The organism is Micromonospora sp. HB375 (assembly GCF_017872985.1).
GTDB classification, from domain to species: domain Bacteria; phylum Actinomycetota; class Actinomycetes; order Mycobacteriales; family Micromonosporaceae; genus Micromonospora; species Micromonospora chalcea.
Genome location: NZ_JAGGJO010000001.1, coordinates 606,211 through 624,030 on the forward strand (window position 1 = coordinate 606,211; position 17,820 = coordinate 624,030).

The window sequence follows — 17,820 nt, forward strand, 5'->3', positions numbered from 1 at the left end:
ATCAGGCGTGCCGGGGCATGATTCAGCTCTTCACGGCGGCGAGCAGGCCGTGGCCGACCGGCAGCAGCGCGGGCACCCAGTTCTCCGACTCGCGGATCGCCTTGATGGCCTCCCGCACGGTGACCGTCTCGACGTCCCGCGCGGCCGGATCGCCGACCCGGCCGGCCGCGAGCGCGCCGTTGAGCGCGAGCACCCCGCCGGGGCGCAGCAGCCGCAGCGCCGCGTCCACGTACGCGGCGAAGCCGGTGGCCGCCGCGTCCACGAAGACCAGGTCGTAGGCGCCGTCCGCGAGGCGGGGCAGCACGTCGAGGGCCCGGCCGGTGATGATCCGGGTACGCCCCGACGGGAAACCCGCCTCCTGGAACAGCCGCCGGGCGATGCGCTGGTACTCCACCTCGACGTCGATCGTGGTGAGCACCCCGTCCGGGCGCATGCCGCGCAGCAGCCAGATGCCGCTCACCCCGGTGCCGGTGCCGATCTCCACCACCGCCCGGGCGTTGCCGGCGGCGGCGAGCAGCCGCAGGGCGGCTCCCGACCCGGGCGTGACCGCCTCCAGGCCCACCTCGTGGGCGAGGGCGCGGGCCGTGCGCAGCACGAGGTCCTCGGTGACGTACGACTCGGCGAAGTGAAGCGCCTGGGCCGTCGAACTGCCGTGACCGGCGACCGTGGCGATGGGACACCTCCGGGGGCGGACTGGTGCGAGGGGCGGTATGCACTGTGAGCGTAGAGGCGGGCCGGTACCCGCGCAGCCGCGAGTCCGCTGTGAAGCGGTCACGGAGGGCAACCCCTGACTCCATTCGCGTCATCCGTGTAATCCTGGATGCGTCCCGCGCGTCACGGTCGTCCGGCTCCGCCGGTCTCCGGCGCGGGGCGAGGGGGACGGAGTGGGAGGCACCGACGTGACCGACGGCTGGGACTGGCGCCGGCCCGGCGGATCACCGGCACCGGGTGGACCGGCGCCGGGACGACCCGCGCAGGACGCCCCGGGTCAGGCGACGTCGCCGTGGTGGTCGGACGCGCTCGCCGACCCGTGGCGGGACCCGTACGCGCCGGCCGCCGTGGTCGTTCCGGCGGCGCCGACACCGGGCGCGGGTGAGCCGGAGCCGGTCACCGATCCGGACCTGCCGACCCGGCCGGGACTGCGCCAGATGGTGCTGATTTCCCTGGTCACCGCGTTGCTGGCCGGTTCCCTGGGCAGCGCCCTGACGTACGCCCTCCTGCGCGGCGGTGACGTGCCGACGCTCGGCGCGCAGTCGGGGCAGGCCCCGGCGCTGGCCCAGCGCAAGCCCGAGTCGCTCGCGGGCGTCGCCGAGCGGGTCCTGCCCAGCGTGGTCACCATCCGGGTGGTCAGTCTCGGCGGCACCAGCGAGGGCTCCGGCTTCGTGGTCAGCGCCGAGGGGCACATCGTCACGAACGACCACGTGGTCGCCGACGGCCCCGGAAAGGCGACGGTCGTGTTCAACGACGGCAGCACCGCCGCGGGCACCGTGGTCGGGCAGGACCCGGAGTCGGACATCGCAGTGATCAAGGTCTCCCGCTCCGGGCTGACGCCGGTGCAGTTCGGCGACTCCGACGCGCTCGCTGTCGGTGACCCGGTGCTCGCGATCGGCTCGCCGCTGTCGCTCGCCAACACCGTCACCGCCGGCATCGTGAGCGCGCTGGACCGGACGATGCAGGCCGGCGAGCCGGGCGGGCCGACCCGCTACTACGCGGCGATCCAGACCGACGCCGCGGTCAACCACGGCAACTCCGGCGGCCCGCTCGTGGACGGCGCCGGCCGGGTGGTCGGGGTGAACTCGACGATCAAGTCACTGGTGGCCGACGGGCAGGAGGCCGGCAACATCGGTCTCGCCTTCGCCATCCCGATCAACCAGGCGAAGCGGATCACCGAGGACATCATCGGCACCGGCAAGGCCCGGCGTACGGTGATCGGCGCCCAGGTCGGCGGCACCGGCGCCACCGGCGGCGGGGTACGCCTCAACGCGGTCGAGCCGGCCGGTCCGGCGGCGGCCGCCGGGCTGCGCACCGGGGACGTGGTGCTGCGGCTGGACGGCCATCCGATGACCGACCCGACCGATCTGGTGGCGCTGGTGCGCAAGTACGCGCCCGGGTCGGTGGTGACTGTCGAGTACCGGCGGGGGTCGGCGCGGCAGAACGCCTCGGTGACGCTCGCCGCCGACGCGAAGTGAGCACCGGTCACCCCCTCCCGGATGGTCACCTGACGTGCGTAGTCTTGCCGTGGACACGGACGAGGAGGCCGCGGTGTTCGAGAACCTGAACTGGTGGGAGATCGGCGTCCTGCTGCTCCTGGCGCTGTTGATCTTCGGGGACCGGCTGCCCAACGTCATCAACGACGGTCTCCGGATGGTCCGCAACCTGCGCAGCATGGCGCGCAACGCCACCGGCGACCTGAGCCGCGAGCTGGGTACGGACATCCAGCTGGAGGACCTGCACCCCAAGGCGTTCATCCGCAAGCACCTGCTCAGCGAGGACGACGAGCAGGCGATCCGCAAGCCGCTGCAGAGCATGTACGACAACCTGCGCTCGGACGTCACCGGCGTGCACGACGAGCTGAAGGACGTCGCGAAGGCCGCCGACCTGCGTACCCCCAGCGTCGCGACCAGCACCCCCACCCCGCCGGCCCCCCGCCCGTCCTACGACGACGCCACCTGAGCCGGAAAAGGGACCGCCCCCTCTCGCGTGCGGCGGGAAGGGGCGGTTGGGGAGCGGTGGGAGCTAGCGGCCGGCGGGCTTCAGGCCCAGGGGCTTGCCGAGCAGGGACTCGCGACGCACGGCCAGGCGGTCGGCGACCTGGAACAGGGCCTTCGCGGCGGGAGCGTCCGGCTGCGCCAGCACGATCGGCTGACCGGCGTCGCCGCCCTCGCGTACCCGGGTGTCCAGCGGGATCTGCCCCAGCACCGGCACCTGCGCGCCGATGGTCCGGGTCAGCGACTCGGCCACCGCCGCGCCGCCACCGGCCCCGAAGACCTCCATCCGGGAGCCGTCCGGCATCTCCAGCCACGACATGTTCTCGATGACGCCGACCACCCGCTGGTGGGTCTGCAACGCGATCGCGCCGGCCCGCTCGGCCACCTCCGCGGCGGCCGCCTGCGGCGTGGTGACCACCAGGATCTCCGCGTTCGGCAGCAACTGGGCCACCGAGATCGCGATGTCGCCGGTGCCCGGCGGCAGGTCGAGCAGGAGGACGTCCAGGTCGCCCCAGTAGACGTCGGCGAGGAACTGCTGGAGCGCCCGGTGCAGCATCGGCCCGCGCCAGACCACGGCGGCGTTGCCGGGGGTGAACATGCCGATCGAGATGACCTTCACGCCGTGCGACTGCGGCGGCATGATCATGTCTTCGACGCGGGTCGGCGCGCCGTCGGCGCCGAGCATCCGGGGCACCGAGTGGCCGTAGATGTCCGCGTCCACCACGCCCACCGAGAGGCCCCGCGACGCCAGCGCGGCGGCCAGGTTGACGGTCACGCTCGACTTGCCGACACCGCCCTTGCCGCTGGCCACCGCGTAGACGCGGGTCCGCGAGCCGGGCTGGGCGAACGGGATCACCGGCTCGGCAGTGGCGCCACCGCCGCGCAGCTTCGACTGCAGCTCCTGGCGCTGCTCCGGGCTCATCACCCCGAAGACGATCTCCACGCCGCTCACGCCGGGCACCGCGCCCACGGCGGCGGTGATGTCGCTGCGCAGCTTGTCCTTCAGCGGGCAGCCGGCCACGGTGAGCAGCAGCTCCACCCGGACCACGCCGTCGTCGTCCCGCTCGGCGGACTGGACCATGCCGAGTTCGGTGATCGGCCGGCGGATCTCCGGGTCGTTGACGGTGGCCAGGGCGGCCTGGATCGCGTCGGAGACGGTGCTGACGGGTGCTGACATGCCCGCAATGCTACGTCGCGGGTCATCGGCCACCGCCGCTGGCGGGGGCGGTGTGAGCGATTCGATGGCCGGTCAGCCCTCGTAGCGACCGTCCCGCGCGAAGTCGCCGTCCAGCTCGTCCCGGGGCTCGTCCAGCCGATCGGCGCCGGCCGTCCGGCGGGCCTCCCGCTCCTGCTGCCGCCGCTCCAGCTTGCGCCGCCGCTCGGCCGCCTCGTCCAGTTCCTCGCCCAGCCGGGTCAGCTCCGAGCGGAGGAAGTCCCGGGTCGCCACGTCACCCATCGCGATCCGCAGCGCGGCGATCTCCCGCGCCAGGTACTCCGTGTCCGCCTTCTGCAACGTGGCCCGCCGCCGGTCCTCGTCCAGCGCGATCCGGTCCCGGTCCGCCTGCCGGTTCTGCGCGAGCAGGATCAACGGCGCCGCGTAGGACGCCTGCAGGGACAGGACCAAGGTCAAGAACGTGAAGGTGTACGGGTCGAAGCGCAGGTTCGCCGGGGCCAGCGTGTTCCACAGGAACCAGGCCACCAGGATCAGCGTCATGTAGACGAGGAAGTTCGCCGTACCCATACCCCGGGCGATGCCCTCGGCCCAGCGGCCGAACGTCTCCGCGTCGACTCGGCGCAGGCGCAGGTTCCGTGGGGTGCGCGGCTGGTCCAGCCGGTCGCCCCGTCGCTGATCACTCATCGTCGCCGTCCAGGGGGCCGTCGTCGGTGGCGGACGAGGGGGATACCGCGTCCCGGTCCCGCCAGTCCCGCGGCAGGGAGTGGTCGAGCACGTCGTCCACTGTCACCGCGCCGACCAGGCGGTTGTTCCGGTCCACCACCGGCATGCTCACCATGTCGTACGTCGCCATCCGGCGGGTGATCTCGGGCAGCGGGGTCGACGTCCGCAGCGGGTCGATGTCGTTGACCACGATGCCGCCGAGCAGATCGGCCGGAGGTTCCCGCAGCAGCCGCTGGAAGTGCACCATACCCAGGTAGCGGCCGGTGGGCGTGGTCAGTGGGGCGCGGGTCACGAAGACCTGGGCGGCCACCGCGGGCGAGAGCTGCGGCTCCCGGATCCGGGCCAGCGCCTCGGCCACCGTGGCGTCCGGCGGCAGGATCACCGGTTCCGAGGTCATCACGCTGCCGGCGGTGCCGGAGGCGTAGCGCAGCAACTGGCGTACCGGGTCGGCCTCGTCCGGCTCCATCAGGTCGAGCAGCACGTCCTGCTCCGGCGGGGGCAGCTCGTTGAGCAGGTCGGCGGCGTCGTCCGGCTCCATCTCCTCCAGCACGTCGGCGGCGCGCTGGCGGTCCAGCGCGGCCAGGATCTCCACCTGGTCGTGCTCGGGCAGCTCGCTGAGCACATCGGCCAGGCGCTCGTCGTCGAGCGCGGCGGCCACCTCGTTGCGCCGGGCGTCGGGCAGGTCCTGGAGGGCGTTGGCGAGGTCGGCGGGGCGCATGTCCTCCAGGACGGCGAGCAGGTTCGCCGTACCCCGGTTGTCGCCGACCGCGCCGAGGCCGTGCACCCGGTCCCACTCGACCTGGTGGAGGTGGCCGCGCCGGGTGAGCCGGCCGGTGTGCTCGCGCACGGCGACCCGGCTCAGTGTCCACTCGCCGCCGCGGCTGCACTCCATGGCCACGTCCACCACGGAGCCGGCCCGGCCGCCCTCGACCTGGACCCGGCGGTCGAGCAGTTCCTGGAGCACCAGCAGCTCGTTCGGGCGCTTCTCGAACCGGCGCAGGTTGAGCGTGCCGCTGCCGAGCACCACCCCGTCGGGATCGATGGAGGTGATCCGGTTGATGGACAGGAAGATGCGCCGTCGCATCGGCATCTCCGCGACCAGGCCGACCACCTCCGGCGGTCGCTGGGTCGCGCGCATCCGCGCCACCGCGTCCCGGACGCGGCCGACCTGATCGCCGTTCGGGTCGAAAACGGCGACTCCGGCGAGTCGAGCGAGGTAGACCCGGTTCGGCGTGCTCACGGGCACCAGCCTAAGGGCCTACTCTCTAACAGCATGTCGACCTTGGGCTACGAGATCGTGGACGTCTTCACCGACCGCCCCTTCGCCGGCAACCCGCTGGCCGTGGTGTTCGGCGCGGAAGGGCTGGCCACCGAGCAGATGCAGGCGCTCGCGCTGGAGTTCAACCTGTCCGAGACGGTCTTCGTGCTCCCGCCGACACAGGTCGGCGCCACCTACCGGGCGCGGATCTTCACCCCCGCCGACGAACTGCCCTTCGCCGGGCACCCGAGCGTCGGCGCCGCGGTGACCGCGAGCCGGCGTGGCGTCTTCGGCGCGGGCCGGGTCACCCAGGAGTGTGGCGCCGGCGTCCTGCCGATCGAGGTGACAGCGACCGGCGCGACGCTCACCGGCGGCACGCCCACGCTCGGCCCGGAACTCGACCCGGAACCGCTGCTGGAGATGGTCGGCCTCACCGGCCCCGACCACGTCGGCCCGCCGCCGCGCGTCGCCGGGTGCGGCCTGGAGTTCCCCTACCTTCCGGTACGCCCGGACGCGGTGGCCCGGGCACGGTTGAACACGGCGGCGGCGGAGCGGTACGGCGTTGAGCACGTCAGCCTCTTCTCCTGGGACGCCGATTCGCAAACCGCGCACGCCCGGGTCTTCGTGCCGGGGCTCGGCGTGCCCGAGGACCCGGCGACCGGCTCGGCCGCTCTCGGACTGGGCGTCTGGCTGGTCGCGAGCGGGCTGCTGCCCGGCGAGGGGCGCGCGGAGTACACCGTCCGGCAGGGCATCGAGATCCACCGCCCCTCCACGCTGACCTGCACGGTGACCGCCTCCGGCGGGCTGGCGCTGGGAGCGACCGTCTCCGGCCAGGTGATGCCGGTGGCCCGAGGCGAGATCACCGTCCCCCCGTTCATCGGCTGACCCCACCCCCCATCCCACATTGGTTGATCAAGGAGTTTGTGTCGGCGAACGGGCCTCTGGAGGACACGAACTCCTTGGTCAACCGGCCGGGGCGGGAGGGACGGGCCGGGATGGGGGAGGATGGCGGGGTGAGTGACGAGGTGGACGAGCGGGTGACTCCTCCGCTGGTGGACGAGGCGGTGAAGAAGGCCGCCGTCTGCTGGGTGAGCAGTGGCGGCGGCCCGGCGTACGCGCTGTGGTGCCTCCCGCTGGACGGCACGCTGCTGGTGGTCACCGGCCCCGGTGAGCAGGCCGCCCCCGGGCTGGCCGACAGCGAGACCGCCGAGGTCACGTTGCGCGGCGACCACGGCGGACGGATCGTCACCTGGTCGGCGCGGGTGACCCGGCTGCGACCCGGCACCGAGGAGTGGGACACCGCCGCGCCGCTGGTCGCGGCGAAGCGGCTCAACGCCTCAGGGGCTGCCGTCGAGCTGGTGGAGCGATGGGTGGCGCAGGGATGCGCGCTCAACCGGCTCGCGCCCGTCGGCGCCGTCGTGACCGGCGCCGACCTGCCGGACAGCTCGCTGAGTGAGCAGCCCCGGCCGGCCCCCGTGGTGCGGGCCGTCCGCAAGCCGTTCCGCCTGCACCGCGTCCGCCGCCGCTGACCGCGAACCGCCGGGGCGTCAGGCGGCCGCCCGATCCGACCCGGCCACGTCCGACGCCCCGCGTCCGACGGGCCCGGTCAGGCGACGGGGACCGGGTCGAGCAGGCCGAGCACGTCCGTCAGCGAGGTCAGCGACGGCCCGTCGAAGCCGTGGTCGGCGTTGAGGACCACATGGCCGGCCAGATCCGGCGCGGCCAGCCGGACCGCGCTCAGCCCGGCCCGTTCCGCGCCGGTCAGTTCCTGGCTGTCGCCGTCGCCGACGTAGAGGCAGTCGGCCGGCGCCTGGCCGAGCCGGTAACACGCGGCGAGGTAGAGCTCCGGGTCCGGTTTGCAGCGCCCGAGGCGTACCGAGAAGATCTGGGCGTCGAGCAGCGGCGCGACCGGGAGCTGCGGCAGGAACGCCGGCAGCTCGTGCGTGCAGTCGCTGACCAGCCCGGTGCCGACGCCCCGGCGACGCAGCGCGGCCAGCACCGGGACCGCCTCGGCGCGCAGCCGGGTGTCGGCGCGTACGGCAAGGTGCCGGGAGGCGACGGCGGCGCGTACCGCCGCGTCGGACGGGTGGACGCCGAGCCGGGCGCACACCCGGCGCATGGTGGACTCGGCGTTACCGAAGGAGCCGCTGGCCCGTTCGTAGAAGCTGCTGTCCAGCACCTCCATCAGGGCCTCGGGGGAGCAGCCGAGCAGTTCGGCGGTGGCGATGTGGGCGGCTCCACGCCGCGCGCCGTGGGTCAGGGTGCCGAAGAAATCGAACAGCACGGCCTGGAATCTGGGCATGAGGGAACGCCTCCGGACGTCGAGGGGGGAGATCGCCGGGACGCATGATCGTAACGGAGTGCTGACTTTCCGTGTCGGTCGGGTGTTCGTGTGAGGATTACCGCTCGTGCCGACCGTTCCGCATCGCCCGCCGCTCGACGTGTTGACGGTGGGCGCGCTCGCCCTGGCTGTCGCCTCGGTGTCGTCCTCGGCACCGCTCGTGGCGTTCGCCGCCGCCTCGGCGCTCGCTGTCGCGTTCTGGCGTACCGCGTTGTCGGCTGCGGTCCTCGGGCCGGTGGCGCTGACCCGTCGACGGGCCGAGCTGCGCGCCCTGACGGTCGGGCCGGGCCGGCGAGAGGGCCTCTACTGCGTACTCGCCGGGGTCGCGCTGGCCGCCCACTTCGCCACCTGGATGCCGAGCGCGCAGCTCACCTCGGTCGCGGCCGCCACCGCGCTCGGCGCCACGCAGCCGGTCTGGCAGGGCCTGATCGCCCGCTGGCAGGGGCGGCGGCTGCCGGCGGCGGTGTGGGCCGGCATCGCGGTGGCCGTGCTCGGCGCGGCGCTCGCCACCGGCGCGGACTTCGGCGTCTCGGGCCGGGCGTTCGCCGGTGACCTGCTCGCGGTGGTCGGCGGCCTGTTCGCGGCCGTCTACACCGCCTTCGGTGAGCGGGCCCGGGCCAGCATCAGCACCACCACCTACACCACCGTCTGCTACGGCGTGTGCGCGCTGGTCCTGCTGGTGGTGTGCCTGGTCGGAGGGGTACGCCTGCACGGCTTCGAGGGCACGACCTGGCTGGCGATCCTCGGACTGGTGGCCGGCGCCCAACTGCTCGGCCACTCGATGTTCAACTACGCCCTGCACCGGGTCTCCGCGACTACTGTGAGCGTGCTGATCCTGCTGGAGGCGCCCGGCGCGGCAGTGATCGGCTGGGTGTGGCTGGGCCAGCTGCCCCGGCCGCTGGCCCTGCCCGGCCTGGCGTTGCTGCTGGCCGGCGTGGCGGTGGTGGTGCTCGGCGGGGCGCGGGCCGGTCGCCGTGCCACGCCGGTCGCGGCGCCCGCCGACCCGGACCTGCTGGGCGACGCGGAGCGGGCGCGGCGACCCGGCGACGCGCCCGACTGAGCCGGTCGGGGCGAAGTCGCGCCGTTCCGGCCCCTGGACGGTCCCGTTTGCACGAAAGTGCTCAGGGTGGGGGCGGAGCGGGACGACGCGGCACAGGCGGGCACGGTCGTCACGCCCTCGGCCGAGTTCCCGCCGCTCGGCGACGAGGAACGGGCGGCCCTCGGCCGGATCGGCGAGCGGTGGCGCGGCCCGCGCCGCGCCGACGACCTGCCGGTCGACCCGACGCTGGGCCGGCACGACCACCATCCGGCGCCCACCCGCTTCGGCCGGCTGGCGCCGATCGACATGTTCACCGTGGCGCAGCCGGGGGAACTGGTCGCCACCGGCGCGGCGGACCTGCCCGGCAACCGGGCCGGCCGGTCGGTCGTCCGGGTCCGCCGGACCCTGATCGGTCCGCCGTTGTCCAGCGCGTCGGTGCTCTACGAGCGGATGCGCAAGCTGGTCGCGCTGCCGGTGCTCTCCTCGGATCTGCTCAGCTCCGTGGCGTACGGGCCGGAGGCGATGCTCGCGGTGCTGGTGCTGGCCGGGAGCGCCGCGCTCGGGCTGGCCCTGCCGCTGGCCGCCCTGCTGGTGGTGCTGATGATCGCGGTCGGCCTGTCCTACCGGCAGACCATCCCGGCCTACCCGCACGGCGCCGGCTCGTACATCGTCGCGGGGGACAACCTCGGGCGTACGCCGGGACTCGCCGCCGCGGCCGGGCTGATGCTCGACTACGTGCTGACCGTGTCGGTGTCGATCGCGGCCGGGGTGCACGCGGTCACCTCGGCGCTGCCCGGCCTCGGCCGGTGGACCGTGCCGCTCGGGGTGCTGGTGATCGCCGTGCTGCTCGCCGGCAACCTGCGCGGCGTACGCACCGCCGGGAACATCTTCGTGCTGCCCACGTACGCGTTCGTGGTGGTGCTGCTCGTGGTGCTGGCGGTCGGGTACGCGAAGGCCGCCTCGCGGGGTTTCGCGCCGCTGCCGCCGCCCTCGGCGCCCGCGGCCGAGGGGCTGGGCCTGCTGCTGGTGCTGCGGGCGTTCTCCTCCGGGGCGGTGTCGATGACCGGCATCGAGGCGGTCTCGAACGCGGTGCCCGCGTTCCGCCCGACGGAGTGGCGCAACGCCCGCACCACGCTGGGCTGGATGGTCGCCATGCTGGTGACGCTGTTCGCCGGCCTGATCGGGCTGATCCACCTGGACGGCCTGGCGCCCCGCGCGGACGAGACGCTGCTGTCCCAGCTCGGCCGGGTCACGTTCCCCAGCGGTCCCGGGTACGCGATCCTGCAGGCCACGACCGCGCTGATCCTGCTGCTCGCGGCGAACACGGCGTTCAACGACTTTCCCCGGCTGCTGTTCTTCATGGCCCGGGACGGGCACGCGCCGCGCCGGTTCCTGCACATGGGCGACCGGCTGGCGTTCAGCAACGGGCTGGTGGCGCTGGCGCTGACCGCGGCGGTGGTGTTCGTCGCGTTCGGCGGGCACACCGAGCGGCTGATCCCGCTCTACGCGGTGGGCGTCTTCCTCGCCTTCACGCTGTCCCAGACCGGCATGGTGGTGCACTGGCGACGCCGTCGGGGGCCGGGCTGGCGTCGCCGGCTAGCGGTCAACGCGGTCGGCGCGACGCTGTCCGGCCTGGTGCTGCTGACCGCGGCGGTAGCCAAGTTCGCCGAGGGCGCCTGGGTGGTGGTGCTCGCGGTGCCGCTGCTGGTGCTGCTGTTCCGCCGGATCCACGGGCACTACGACCGGCTGCACCGCGCGCTGGCGCTGCACTCGCCGCCGTCCGCGCCGCCCGCCGAGTGCGACGAGCTGCCCCAGCAGGTACGCCACCTGGTGGTGGTGCCGGTGGCCCGGCTGAACCGGGCGTCGCTGCGCGCGCTGGCGTACGCGACCTCGCTCGGGCGGCCGACGCTCGCCGTGCACCTCGCTCCGGCGCAGGACGAGGCGGACCGGTTCCGGGACCAGTGGCGGGCCTGGGGCGACCACCTGAAGCTGGAGACGATCGTGTCGCCGTACCGGTCGGTGATCGGCCCGCTGGCGCACTACCTGGAGGCGCTGCACGCCGCGAGCCCGGACCTGACGCTCACCGTGATCGTGCCGGAGGTGGTGCTGCGCCGACGTCGGTACCGGCTGCTGCACAGCCGCGCCGAGCAGCGGCTGCGGACCGCGCTGCGGGCGCTGCCCGGCGTGGTGGTGACGAGCGTCCCGGTGCACGTGTCGCGGTGACGCTCAGAGGTATCCGGCGAAGTGGTCGGCGACCAGCGCTGCGACCGCCTCGGCGTCCCGGCCGAGGTCCACCTCGATCACGCGTACCCCGAGCGCCCGGGCGCCGGCGACCGCGTCGGCGGCGACCAGCTCGTCGCGCGCGATCCGATGACGCCACGCCCGCTCCGGGTCGCTCACGCCGGGATGCCGGGCCATCGCCCGCGGCAGCCGTTCCACCTGGTACGCGCGGAACTCCGGCGTCGGCACCAGCACCACCATCTGCCCTGTCGACTCGACGATCGGGGCAACCAGTTCGGGCCGCAGCCCCCAGCCCTCGGCGACCACCCGGCGACCGCTCACCAGCGCGCTCAGGTCGTCGAGCACCCACTCGAAGCGGCGCGGAAATCCGGCGAGGGTCTCGGCTGCCATCCGCTCCGGGTTCGTCGTCACCCAGGTCGCCTCCGCGTCCGGGCCGTCCGGCGGCTCACCCCGTCGGATCCGGTCGGCGATCCGCCGGTCGTCGTGCCCTCGCGCGTCGTGGCGGTCGTAGAGGTACGCGGTCAGCCCGTACCGCAGTGCCAACGTGACCGCGAGTGTCGTCTTGCCGGCCCACTGCGCGCCGCCGATCCAGAGTGCGCGGCGGGCGGTGGCCAGAGGATCGAAGTCCATGCCCCGACACTGCGCCTCGCCAGCCCCAAGATCAAGTCTTGTTCTCGGCGTCCCCGCGTGATGAAGTGAGTGAGAAGGCGCAGCTCAGACGTCGCGTACCTCAAGCACGCGGGTGGCGGGCGCGGCATCGCCCAGCTCGGCGCGCAGCGCGACGCGGTCCGGGTCGACCAGGAACGCGTCCAGCCCGGCGCGGGCGGCGAACCGGATCACGTGCACCTCGGTCTCCCCGTCGCCGGTACGCAGCCGCCGTTGCAACTCGCCGCCGTGCCGGCCGAGCAGCGCCAGCACCGCGTCCTCGTACCGCCGCCCGGCGTCTGCGTCGGCGCTCAGGTCGACCAGCGCGACCAGCAGGACCTCGTTTCCCGTCGTCATGGCGTCGAGTGTCCCAGCGGACCGGCGGTCGTGGTGACCCGCTCAGGCGTCGACGCCGACGGCCTTCGCGCTGGCCGTCCAGAGCCGCGCGGCCAGCGCCGGGTCGGCCGCCTTGGGCCGGGGCCGATGCGGCTTGCGGTCGGCGTAGTAGCCGCCGTTCGTCAGCCGGGACGGATCCTGGCAGGCGAGCCAGACCAGCGTCTCGGCACCCTTCTCCGGGCTGCGGAACGGCAGCAGCCGCATGCCGAGCGCCACGATCCGGCTCTCGTTGCCGAAGCGGGTCCGCACCACGCCCGGGTGGAACACGTGCGCGGGCACCTCCGGCCAGCGCCGGGCCGCCTCGGCGGTGAACAGGATGTTCGCCTGCTTGCTGGTGCCGTACGCGCGGAACGGCCGGTACGAGCGCAGCGCGGAGTTGAGGTCGTCGGGATCGAGCACGCCGCTGCGGTGCGCGTCCGAGCCGGTGACCACCATCCGCCCGATCCGGTCTCGCAGCAGGTTGCTGAGCAGGAACGGGGCGAGGTGGTTGGCCTGCATGCTCAGCTCGAAACCGTCGACCGTGGTGATCGGCTCCAGCACGATCGCGCCGGCGTTGTTGGCGAGCACGTCGATCCGGTCGTAGCGCTCGCGCAGGCGTTCGGCGAGCCCGCGTACGTCGTCGAGCACCGCGAAGTCGGCGCGGAACAGCTCCGGCTGCTCGCCGCAGCACTCGCGGACCCGCTCGCCCGCGGCGCGCAGCCGGGCCGGGTCCCGGCCGACCAGCACCACCTGGTCACCGCGGCGCGCCAGCTCCTCCGCGGCGGCCAGGCCGATGCCGGAGCTCGCCCCGGTCAGCACCACGATCCGACGCTCAGTGAGATCTTCCACAGGTCCATTCACCCCGGTCACGGCACGAGGTTACCGTGGCGTCACCACGCCCTTTGGGATCGTTAAGTTCTCGAAATCCACCGCTGCGCCGGCGCCTGCGCCGGACGCTGGAAGGAGCGCACCCATGACCGCTGTCGGTCGTCCCCGCCGATCCTGCCTGGCGGTGCCCGGCTCCAGCGTCAAGATGCTCGGCAAGGCCCAGGGCCTTCCCGCCGACCAGGTCTTCCTGGACCTGGAGGACGCGGTCGCCCCGCTGGCCAAGCCGGACGCGCGCAAGAACATCGTGGCGACGCTGAACGAGGGCGACTGGGCGGGCAAGACCCGCGTGGTCCGGGTGAACGACCTGACCACGCCGTGGACCTACCGGGACGTCATCGAGGTGGTCGAGGGCGCCGGGGCGAACCTGGACTGCATCATGCTGCCGAAGGTGCAGAACGCCGAGCAGGTGCACTGGCTGGACCTGCTGCTCACCCAGATCGAGAAGACGCTCGGCCTGGAGGTGGGCCGGATCGGCATCGAGGCGCAGATCGAGAACGCGGCCGGGCTGGTGAACGTGGACGCCATCGCGGGCGCCTCGCCCCGGGTCGAGACGATCATCTTCGGCCCGGCCGACTTCATGGCCTCGATCAACATGAAGTCGCTGGTGGTCGGCGCGCTGATCCCGGACTACCCGGGCGACCCGTACCACTACATCCTGATGCGCATCCTGATGGCCGCGCGGATGCACGACAAGCAGGCCATCGACGGCCCGTTCCTGCAGATCCGCGACGTGGACGCGTTCCGCGAGGTGGCGAAGCGCTCGGCGGCGCTGGGCTTCGACGGCAAGTGGGTGCTGCACCCCGGCCAGATCGACGCGGCGAACGAGGTCTACTCGCCGGGGCAGGCCGACTACGACCACGCCGAGCTGATCCTCGACGCGTACGACTACTACACCTCGGAGGCGGGCGGGAAGCTCGGCGCGGTGATGCTCGGCGACGAGATGATCGACGAGGCGTCCCGCAAGATGGCGCTCGTGATCGCCGCCAAGGGCCGCGCCGCCGGCATGTCCCGTACGTCCTCGTTCACGCCGCCCTCGGCCTGATCGCGCGTCGGGCCGCCCCCGCGCCCGGGGGCGGCCCGGTGGCGTCAGTAGCTGCTGCTGGCGCTGGACGCGCCGATCGCGATCACGATCATCACGATGTAGAAGATGATGCCGGCGACCAGCAGAGCGGTCAGGATCCAGCCCACGATGATGGCCGCCGTGGCCATGCCCTCGCCCTGCTCACCGGTCTCCCGGATCTGCTTGCGCGCGACGTGGCCCATGATCGCGCCGATCGGCGCGGTGATGCACGAGGCGAAGCCGACGAGCGACAGGACCAGCGCCACGATGGCCATCGTGTTGGTGCGGGCCGGCGGCATCGCGTAGCCGGGATAGGCCCCCGGTGGCGGGTAGGTGCCCGGGGGCGGGTAGCCGGGCATCGCGGCGGCGTACGGGTCGCCGCCGGGTGGGGCGTACGGGGACTTCGCGCCCGCGTACGGGTCGGCGACCGGCGCGTAGGGATCGGCGACCGGCGCGTACGGGTCGGCCGGGCCCGGCTGGTTCGGGATCGCGGGCATGATCGGGTCGGCCGGCGGCGCCGAGTGCGGCCCGGCCGCCGAGGGGTCCTGCCAACCACCGGGCGGTGGGGGATAGCTCATCTGATCATCTCCAGGTACGTGGTCGGCTCAGGGTAGCCACCGGCTCGCGACACGGAGCACCCTCTTTCCGGGCGCGCGTTGCCCGGCGGGTCGGTACCGGGCAGGATCCTCGGCATGGCACTTGACGCGCGTGGGGGTCGGTCGCGACGGGACATGAGCCGGCCGGGGTCGGTGCGGCGCCCGCGTGGCGGCGAGCCGGTCGGCGCCGCCGACTCCGAACGGCCGGCGCCGCTGCCGGAACCGGCCACCATGCGGCTGGACGGCCGGGTCGCGCTGGTCACCGGCGCGGGCAGCGCCGACGGCATCGGGTACGCGACCGCGCGCCGGCTGTCCGACCTGGGCGCCCGGGTCGCGATCGTCTCCACCACCCGGCGCATCCACGAGCGCGCGGGCGAGCTGGGCGTCACCGGCTTCGTCGCCGACCTCACCGACGAGTCGGAGGTGGGCGCGCTCGCCGACGCGGTGGCCGAGCAGCTCGGCGACGTCGAGGTGCTGGTGAACAACGCGGGCCTGGCCAGCCGGGCCAGCCCGGAGGTGCTGCGGCCGGTGGCCCAGCTGACGTACGACGAGTGGCGCGGCGAGATCGACAGGAACCTGACCACCGCGTTCCTGTGCAGCCGGGCGTTCATCGGTGGCATGGCCGAGCGGGGCTGGGGCCGGATCGTCAACCTGGCCGCCACCGCCGGGCCGGTCAACGCGCTGCCCACCGAGGCGGCCTACGCGGCGGCCAAGGCCGGCGTGGTCGGGCTGACCCGGGCGCTGGCGATGGAGATGATCGCCGACGGGGTGACTGTGAACGCGGTGGCGCCGGGCATCATCCACACCGCGGCGTCCACCATGGCCGAGATCAAGCAGGGCCTGGGTACGCCGGTCGGGCGTCCCGGCACGCCGGACGAGGTGGCCGCCGCGATCGCGTTCCTCTGCTCGCCGGCCGCGTCGTACATCACCGGGCAGATGCTCGTGGTCGACGGTGGCAACAGCGTCCGGGAGGCGCAGTTCCGCTGAGCCTCAGTAGGTGCCGTTGTCGGAGTTGGCCCAGATCGCCAGCCCGATCCAGCCGCAGCAGGCCACCAGGCCGATCGCGGTGAAGATGTAGCTGAGGATCAGTCCCCAGGTGGCGAGCTGGTCGCCGTCCTCGCCGGTCTGCCGGATCTGCCGCTTCGCCAGGTGGCCGCAGACGATGCCGGCGGGCGCGAAGACGAACGCGAACACCAGTGACAGGATGGCGAGCACGTTCGTGCCGCCGGGGCGTGGCCCCGGCCCGGGTGGGCCGTACTGGCCGTAGGGCGGCTGCGGGGCGTACGGGGGCTGCTGGCCCCACTGCGGATGCTGCTGGCCGTACTGCGGCTGCCCGTACGGCTGGCCGTGCGGCGGCGGCTCGTACGGTGAGGGTGGCTGCTCGTCAGTCACGCGCGCCCCTTTTCCCCAGGTGAACGGGCCCTCTCTCTTGCGGACGCTACCCGTAGCGGTGAACCTTTTCACAGCGGTTGTAGGGACTGGTCACCTTGGCTGCGCCGGTCCCGGGGCCGATACTGACCGAGCGTTCAGTTACCCCTGAGTAATGCGCCGACGACCCCGGAGGCTGAGATGGCCCGACTCGCCCAGACGCCCGGACTGACCGACGTGCAGCGGTCGATCCTGGAAACTGTCCGGGAGTTCGCCGACAAAGAGATCATTCCGCACGCGCAGCGGCTGGAGCACGCCGACGAGTACCCGAGCGACATCCTCGACGGCATGCGCGAGATGGGGCTGTTCGGCCTCACCATCGACGAGGAGTACGGCGGGCTGGGCGAGTCCCTGCTGACCTACGCGCTCGTGGTCGAGGAGCTGTCCCGGGGCTGGATGTCGATCTCCGGCATCGTCAACACGCACTTCATCGTGGCGTACCTGATCTCGCAGCACGGCTCCGCCGACCAGAAGGCCCGGCTGCTGCCCCGGATGGCCACCGGCGAGGTGCGCGGCGCCTTCTCGATGTCCGAGCCCGAGTGCGGCTCGGACGTCTCGGCGATCAAGTCGAAGGCCGTCCGCGACGGCGACAACTACGTCCTCAACGGCCAGAAGATGTGGCTGACCAACGGCGCGTACTCGTCGGTGGTGGCCACCCTGGTCAAGACCGACACCGGGGCCGACTCGGTCTACGGCAACATGAGCACCTTCCTGCTGGAGAAGGAGCCCGGCTTCGGTGAGACCGCGCCCGGCCTCACCATCCCCGGCAAGATCGACAAGATGGGCTACAAGGGCGTCGAGACCACCGAGATGGTGCTCGACGGCGTCACCGTGCCCGCCTCCGCCGTGCTCGGCGGCGAGGAGAAGGTCGGCCGCGGCTTCTACCAGATGATGGACGGCATCGAGGTCGGCCGGGTCAACGTCGCGGCCCGCGCCTGCGGCATCTCGATCCGGGCGTTCGAGCTGGCCGTCGCGTACGCCCAGCAGCGCCACACCTTCGGCCAGCCGCTCGCCCGGCACCAGGCCGTCGCGTTCAAGCTCGCCGAGATGGGTACGAAGATCGAGGCCGCGCACGCGCTCATGGTCAACGCGGCCCGGCTCAAGGACGCCGGCCAGCGCAACGACGTCGAGGCCGGCATGGCCAAGCTGCTCGCCTCCGAGTACTGCGCCGAGGTGGTCCAGGAAGCGTTCCGGATCCACGGCGGCTACGGCTACTCCAAGGAGTACGAGATCGAGCGCCTGATGCGCGAGGCGCCGTTCCTGCTGATCGGCGAGGGCACCTCGGAGATCCAGAAGACGATCATCTCGCGCGGCCTGCTCAAGCAGTACAAGCAGTAGGCCGGG

At 73.1% G+C, this 17,820-nt stretch carries 19 protein-coding genes; 9 read left to right on the top strand and 10 right to left on the bottom strand.

All coding sequences use genetic code 11. From position 1 onward, the window contains the following. Positions 1-22: 22 nt before the first annotated feature. Complete coding sequence (locus J3R08_RS03010) at positions 23-673, bottom strand: O-methyltransferase (RefSeq protein ID WP_255358665.1); 651 nt, start codon at positions 671-673, stop codon at positions 23-25. Between the two features lie 211 nt (positions 674-884). Between J3R08_RS03010 and J3R08_RS03015 the strand changes: the two genes are divergently transcribed. Together J3R08_RS03015 and J3R08_RS03020 are read left to right on the top strand one after the other, a co-directional pair. Then, positions 885-2,189 (top strand): S1C family serine protease, encoded by a 1,305-nt coding sequence (locus J3R08_RS03015; protein WP_176722725.1) that lies wholly within the window; start codon positions 885-887, stop codon positions 2,187-2,189. A 73-nt stretch (positions 2,190-2,262) separates the two neighbouring features. Beyond that, the gene (locus J3R08_RS03020; protein WP_043330672.1) at positions 2,263-2,673 is read left to right on the top strand and encodes a preprotein translocase subunit TatB; all 411 of its coding nucleotides are present in this window, start codon (positions 2,263-2,265) and stop codon (positions 2,671-2,673) included. A 63-nt stretch (positions 2,674-2,736) separates the two neighbouring features. On the opposite strand, the gene J3R08_RS03025 is transcribed toward J3R08_RS03020, so the two are convergent. The 3 genes from J3R08_RS03025 to J3R08_RS03035 form a co-directional block, all read right to left on the bottom strand. Beyond that, positions 2,737-3,885 (bottom strand): Mrp/NBP35 family ATP-binding protein, encoded by a 1,149-nt coding sequence (locus tag J3R08_RS03025; protein WP_030501083.1) that lies wholly within the window; start codon positions 3,883-3,885, stop codon positions 2,737-2,739. A 72-nt stretch (positions 3,886-3,957) separates the two neighbouring features. Then, on the bottom strand, positions 3,958-4,566 hold the full coding sequence (locus J3R08_RS03030; RefSeq protein WP_043326919.1) for a DUF1003 domain-containing protein: 609 nt from the start codon (positions 4,564-4,566) through the stop codon (positions 3,958-3,960). Next, on the bottom strand, positions 4,559-5,845 hold the full coding sequence (locus tag J3R08_RS03035; protein ID WP_043330671.1) for a magnesium transporter MgtE N-terminal domain-containing protein: 1,287 nt from the start codon (positions 5,843-5,845) through the stop codon (positions 4,559-4,561). The genes J3R08_RS03030 and J3R08_RS03035 overlap by 8 nt, the downstream gene beginning before the upstream one ends. 33 nt (positions 5,846-5,878) lie before the next feature. Here J3R08_RS03035 and J3R08_RS03040 point away from each other — a divergent pair, with 33 nt between their 5' ends. Both J3R08_RS03040 and J3R08_RS03045 read left to right on the top strand, forming a co-directional pair. After that, positions 5,879-6,748 carry a PhzF family phenazine biosynthesis protein gene (locus tag J3R08_RS03040; protein WP_064447573.1) on the top strand — a complete coding sequence of 290 codons (870 nt, stop codon included), beginning with the start codon at positions 5,879-5,881 and terminating at the stop codon, positions 6,746-6,748. 110 nt (positions 6,749-6,858) lie between these two features. After that, entirely contained in the window at positions 6,859-7,392 is a 534-nt protein-coding gene (locus tag J3R08_RS03045; RefSeq protein WP_181373712.1) for a hypothetical protein, read from the top strand. A 77-nt stretch (positions 7,393-7,469) separates the two neighbouring features. Here J3R08_RS03045 and J3R08_RS03050 read toward each other — a convergent pair whose 3' ends face one another. Continuing rightward, positions 7,470-8,165: an HAD family hydrolase gene (locus J3R08_RS03050; RefSeq protein ID WP_043326914.1), complete on the bottom strand. Its 696-nt coding sequence runs from the start codon at positions 8,163-8,165 to the stop codon at positions 7,470-7,472. Between the two features lie 106 nt (positions 8,166-8,271). On the opposite strand from J3R08_RS03050, the gene J3R08_RS03055 reads away from it, so the two are divergent. Beyond that, entirely contained in the window at positions 8,272-9,264 is a 993-nt protein-coding gene (locus tag J3R08_RS03055; protein ID WP_209959943.1) for a DMT family transporter, read from the top strand. Between the two features lie 66 nt (positions 9,265-9,330). Then, on the top strand, positions 9,331-11,466 hold the full coding sequence (locus J3R08_RS03060; RefSeq protein ID WP_280841895.1) for an APC family permease: 2,136 nt from the start codon (positions 9,331-9,333) through the stop codon (positions 11,464-11,466). A gap of 3 nt (positions 11,467-11,469) precedes the next feature. On the opposite strand, the gene J3R08_RS31800 is transcribed toward J3R08_RS03060, so the two are convergent. The 3 genes from J3R08_RS31800 to J3R08_RS03075 form a co-directional block, all read right to left on the bottom strand. Further along, the gene (locus J3R08_RS31800) at positions 11,470-12,114 is read right to left on the bottom strand and encodes a hypothetical protein (RefSeq protein WP_245254664.1); all 645 of its coding nucleotides are present in this window, start codon (positions 12,112-12,114) and stop codon (positions 11,470-11,472) included. Positions 12,115-12,198: 84 nt separating this feature from the next. Beyond that, on the bottom strand, positions 12,199-12,486 hold the full coding sequence (locus J3R08_RS03070; protein WP_043326906.1) for a hypothetical protein: 288 nt from the start codon (positions 12,484-12,486) through the stop codon (positions 12,199-12,201). Positions 12,487-12,528: 42 nt separating this feature from the next. After that, positions 12,529-13,353 (bottom strand): SDR family NAD(P)-dependent oxidoreductase, encoded by an 825-nt coding sequence (locus J3R08_RS03075; protein WP_166455797.1) that lies wholly within the window; start codon positions 13,351-13,353, stop codon positions 12,529-12,531. Between the two features lie 124 nt (positions 13,354-13,477). Between J3R08_RS03075 and J3R08_RS03080 the strand changes: the two genes are divergently transcribed. Next, positions 13,478-14,434: a CoA ester lyase gene (locus J3R08_RS03080; protein ID WP_209959947.1), complete on the top strand. Its 957-nt coding sequence runs from the start codon at positions 13,478-13,480 to the stop codon at positions 14,432-14,434. A 44-nt stretch (positions 14,435-14,478) separates the two neighbouring features. Here the strand turns inward: J3R08_RS03080 and J3R08_RS03085 are convergent, their stop codons facing one another. Beyond that, on the bottom strand, positions 14,479-15,030 hold the full coding sequence (locus J3R08_RS03085) for a DUF4190 domain-containing protein (RefSeq protein WP_043326901.1): 552 nt from the start codon (positions 15,028-15,030) through the stop codon (positions 14,479-14,481). A 114-nt stretch (positions 15,031-15,144) separates the two neighbouring features. Between J3R08_RS03085 and J3R08_RS03090 the strand changes: the two genes are divergently transcribed. Continuing rightward, complete coding sequence (locus J3R08_RS03090) at positions 15,145-16,035, top strand: SDR family NAD(P)-dependent oxidoreductase (RefSeq protein WP_036342954.1); 891 nt, start codon at positions 15,145-15,147, stop codon at positions 16,033-16,035. A gap of 3 nt (positions 16,036-16,038) precedes the next feature. Here the strand turns inward: J3R08_RS03090 and J3R08_RS03095 are convergent, their stop codons facing one another. After that, positions 16,039-16,440, bottom strand: coding sequence for a DUF4190 domain-containing protein (locus J3R08_RS03095; RefSeq protein ID WP_043326898.1), 402 nt, complete (start codon positions 16,438-16,440; stop codon positions 16,039-16,041). Between the two features lie 177 nt (positions 16,441-16,617). On the opposite strand from J3R08_RS03095, the gene J3R08_RS03100 reads away from it, so the two are divergent. Further along, a complete protein-coding gene (locus tag J3R08_RS03100) occupies positions 16,618-17,814 on the top strand; it encodes an acyl-CoA dehydrogenase family protein (RefSeq protein WP_013283885.1) in 1,197 nt (398 codons plus the stop codon). Positions 17,815-17,820 lie beyond the last annotated feature (6 nt).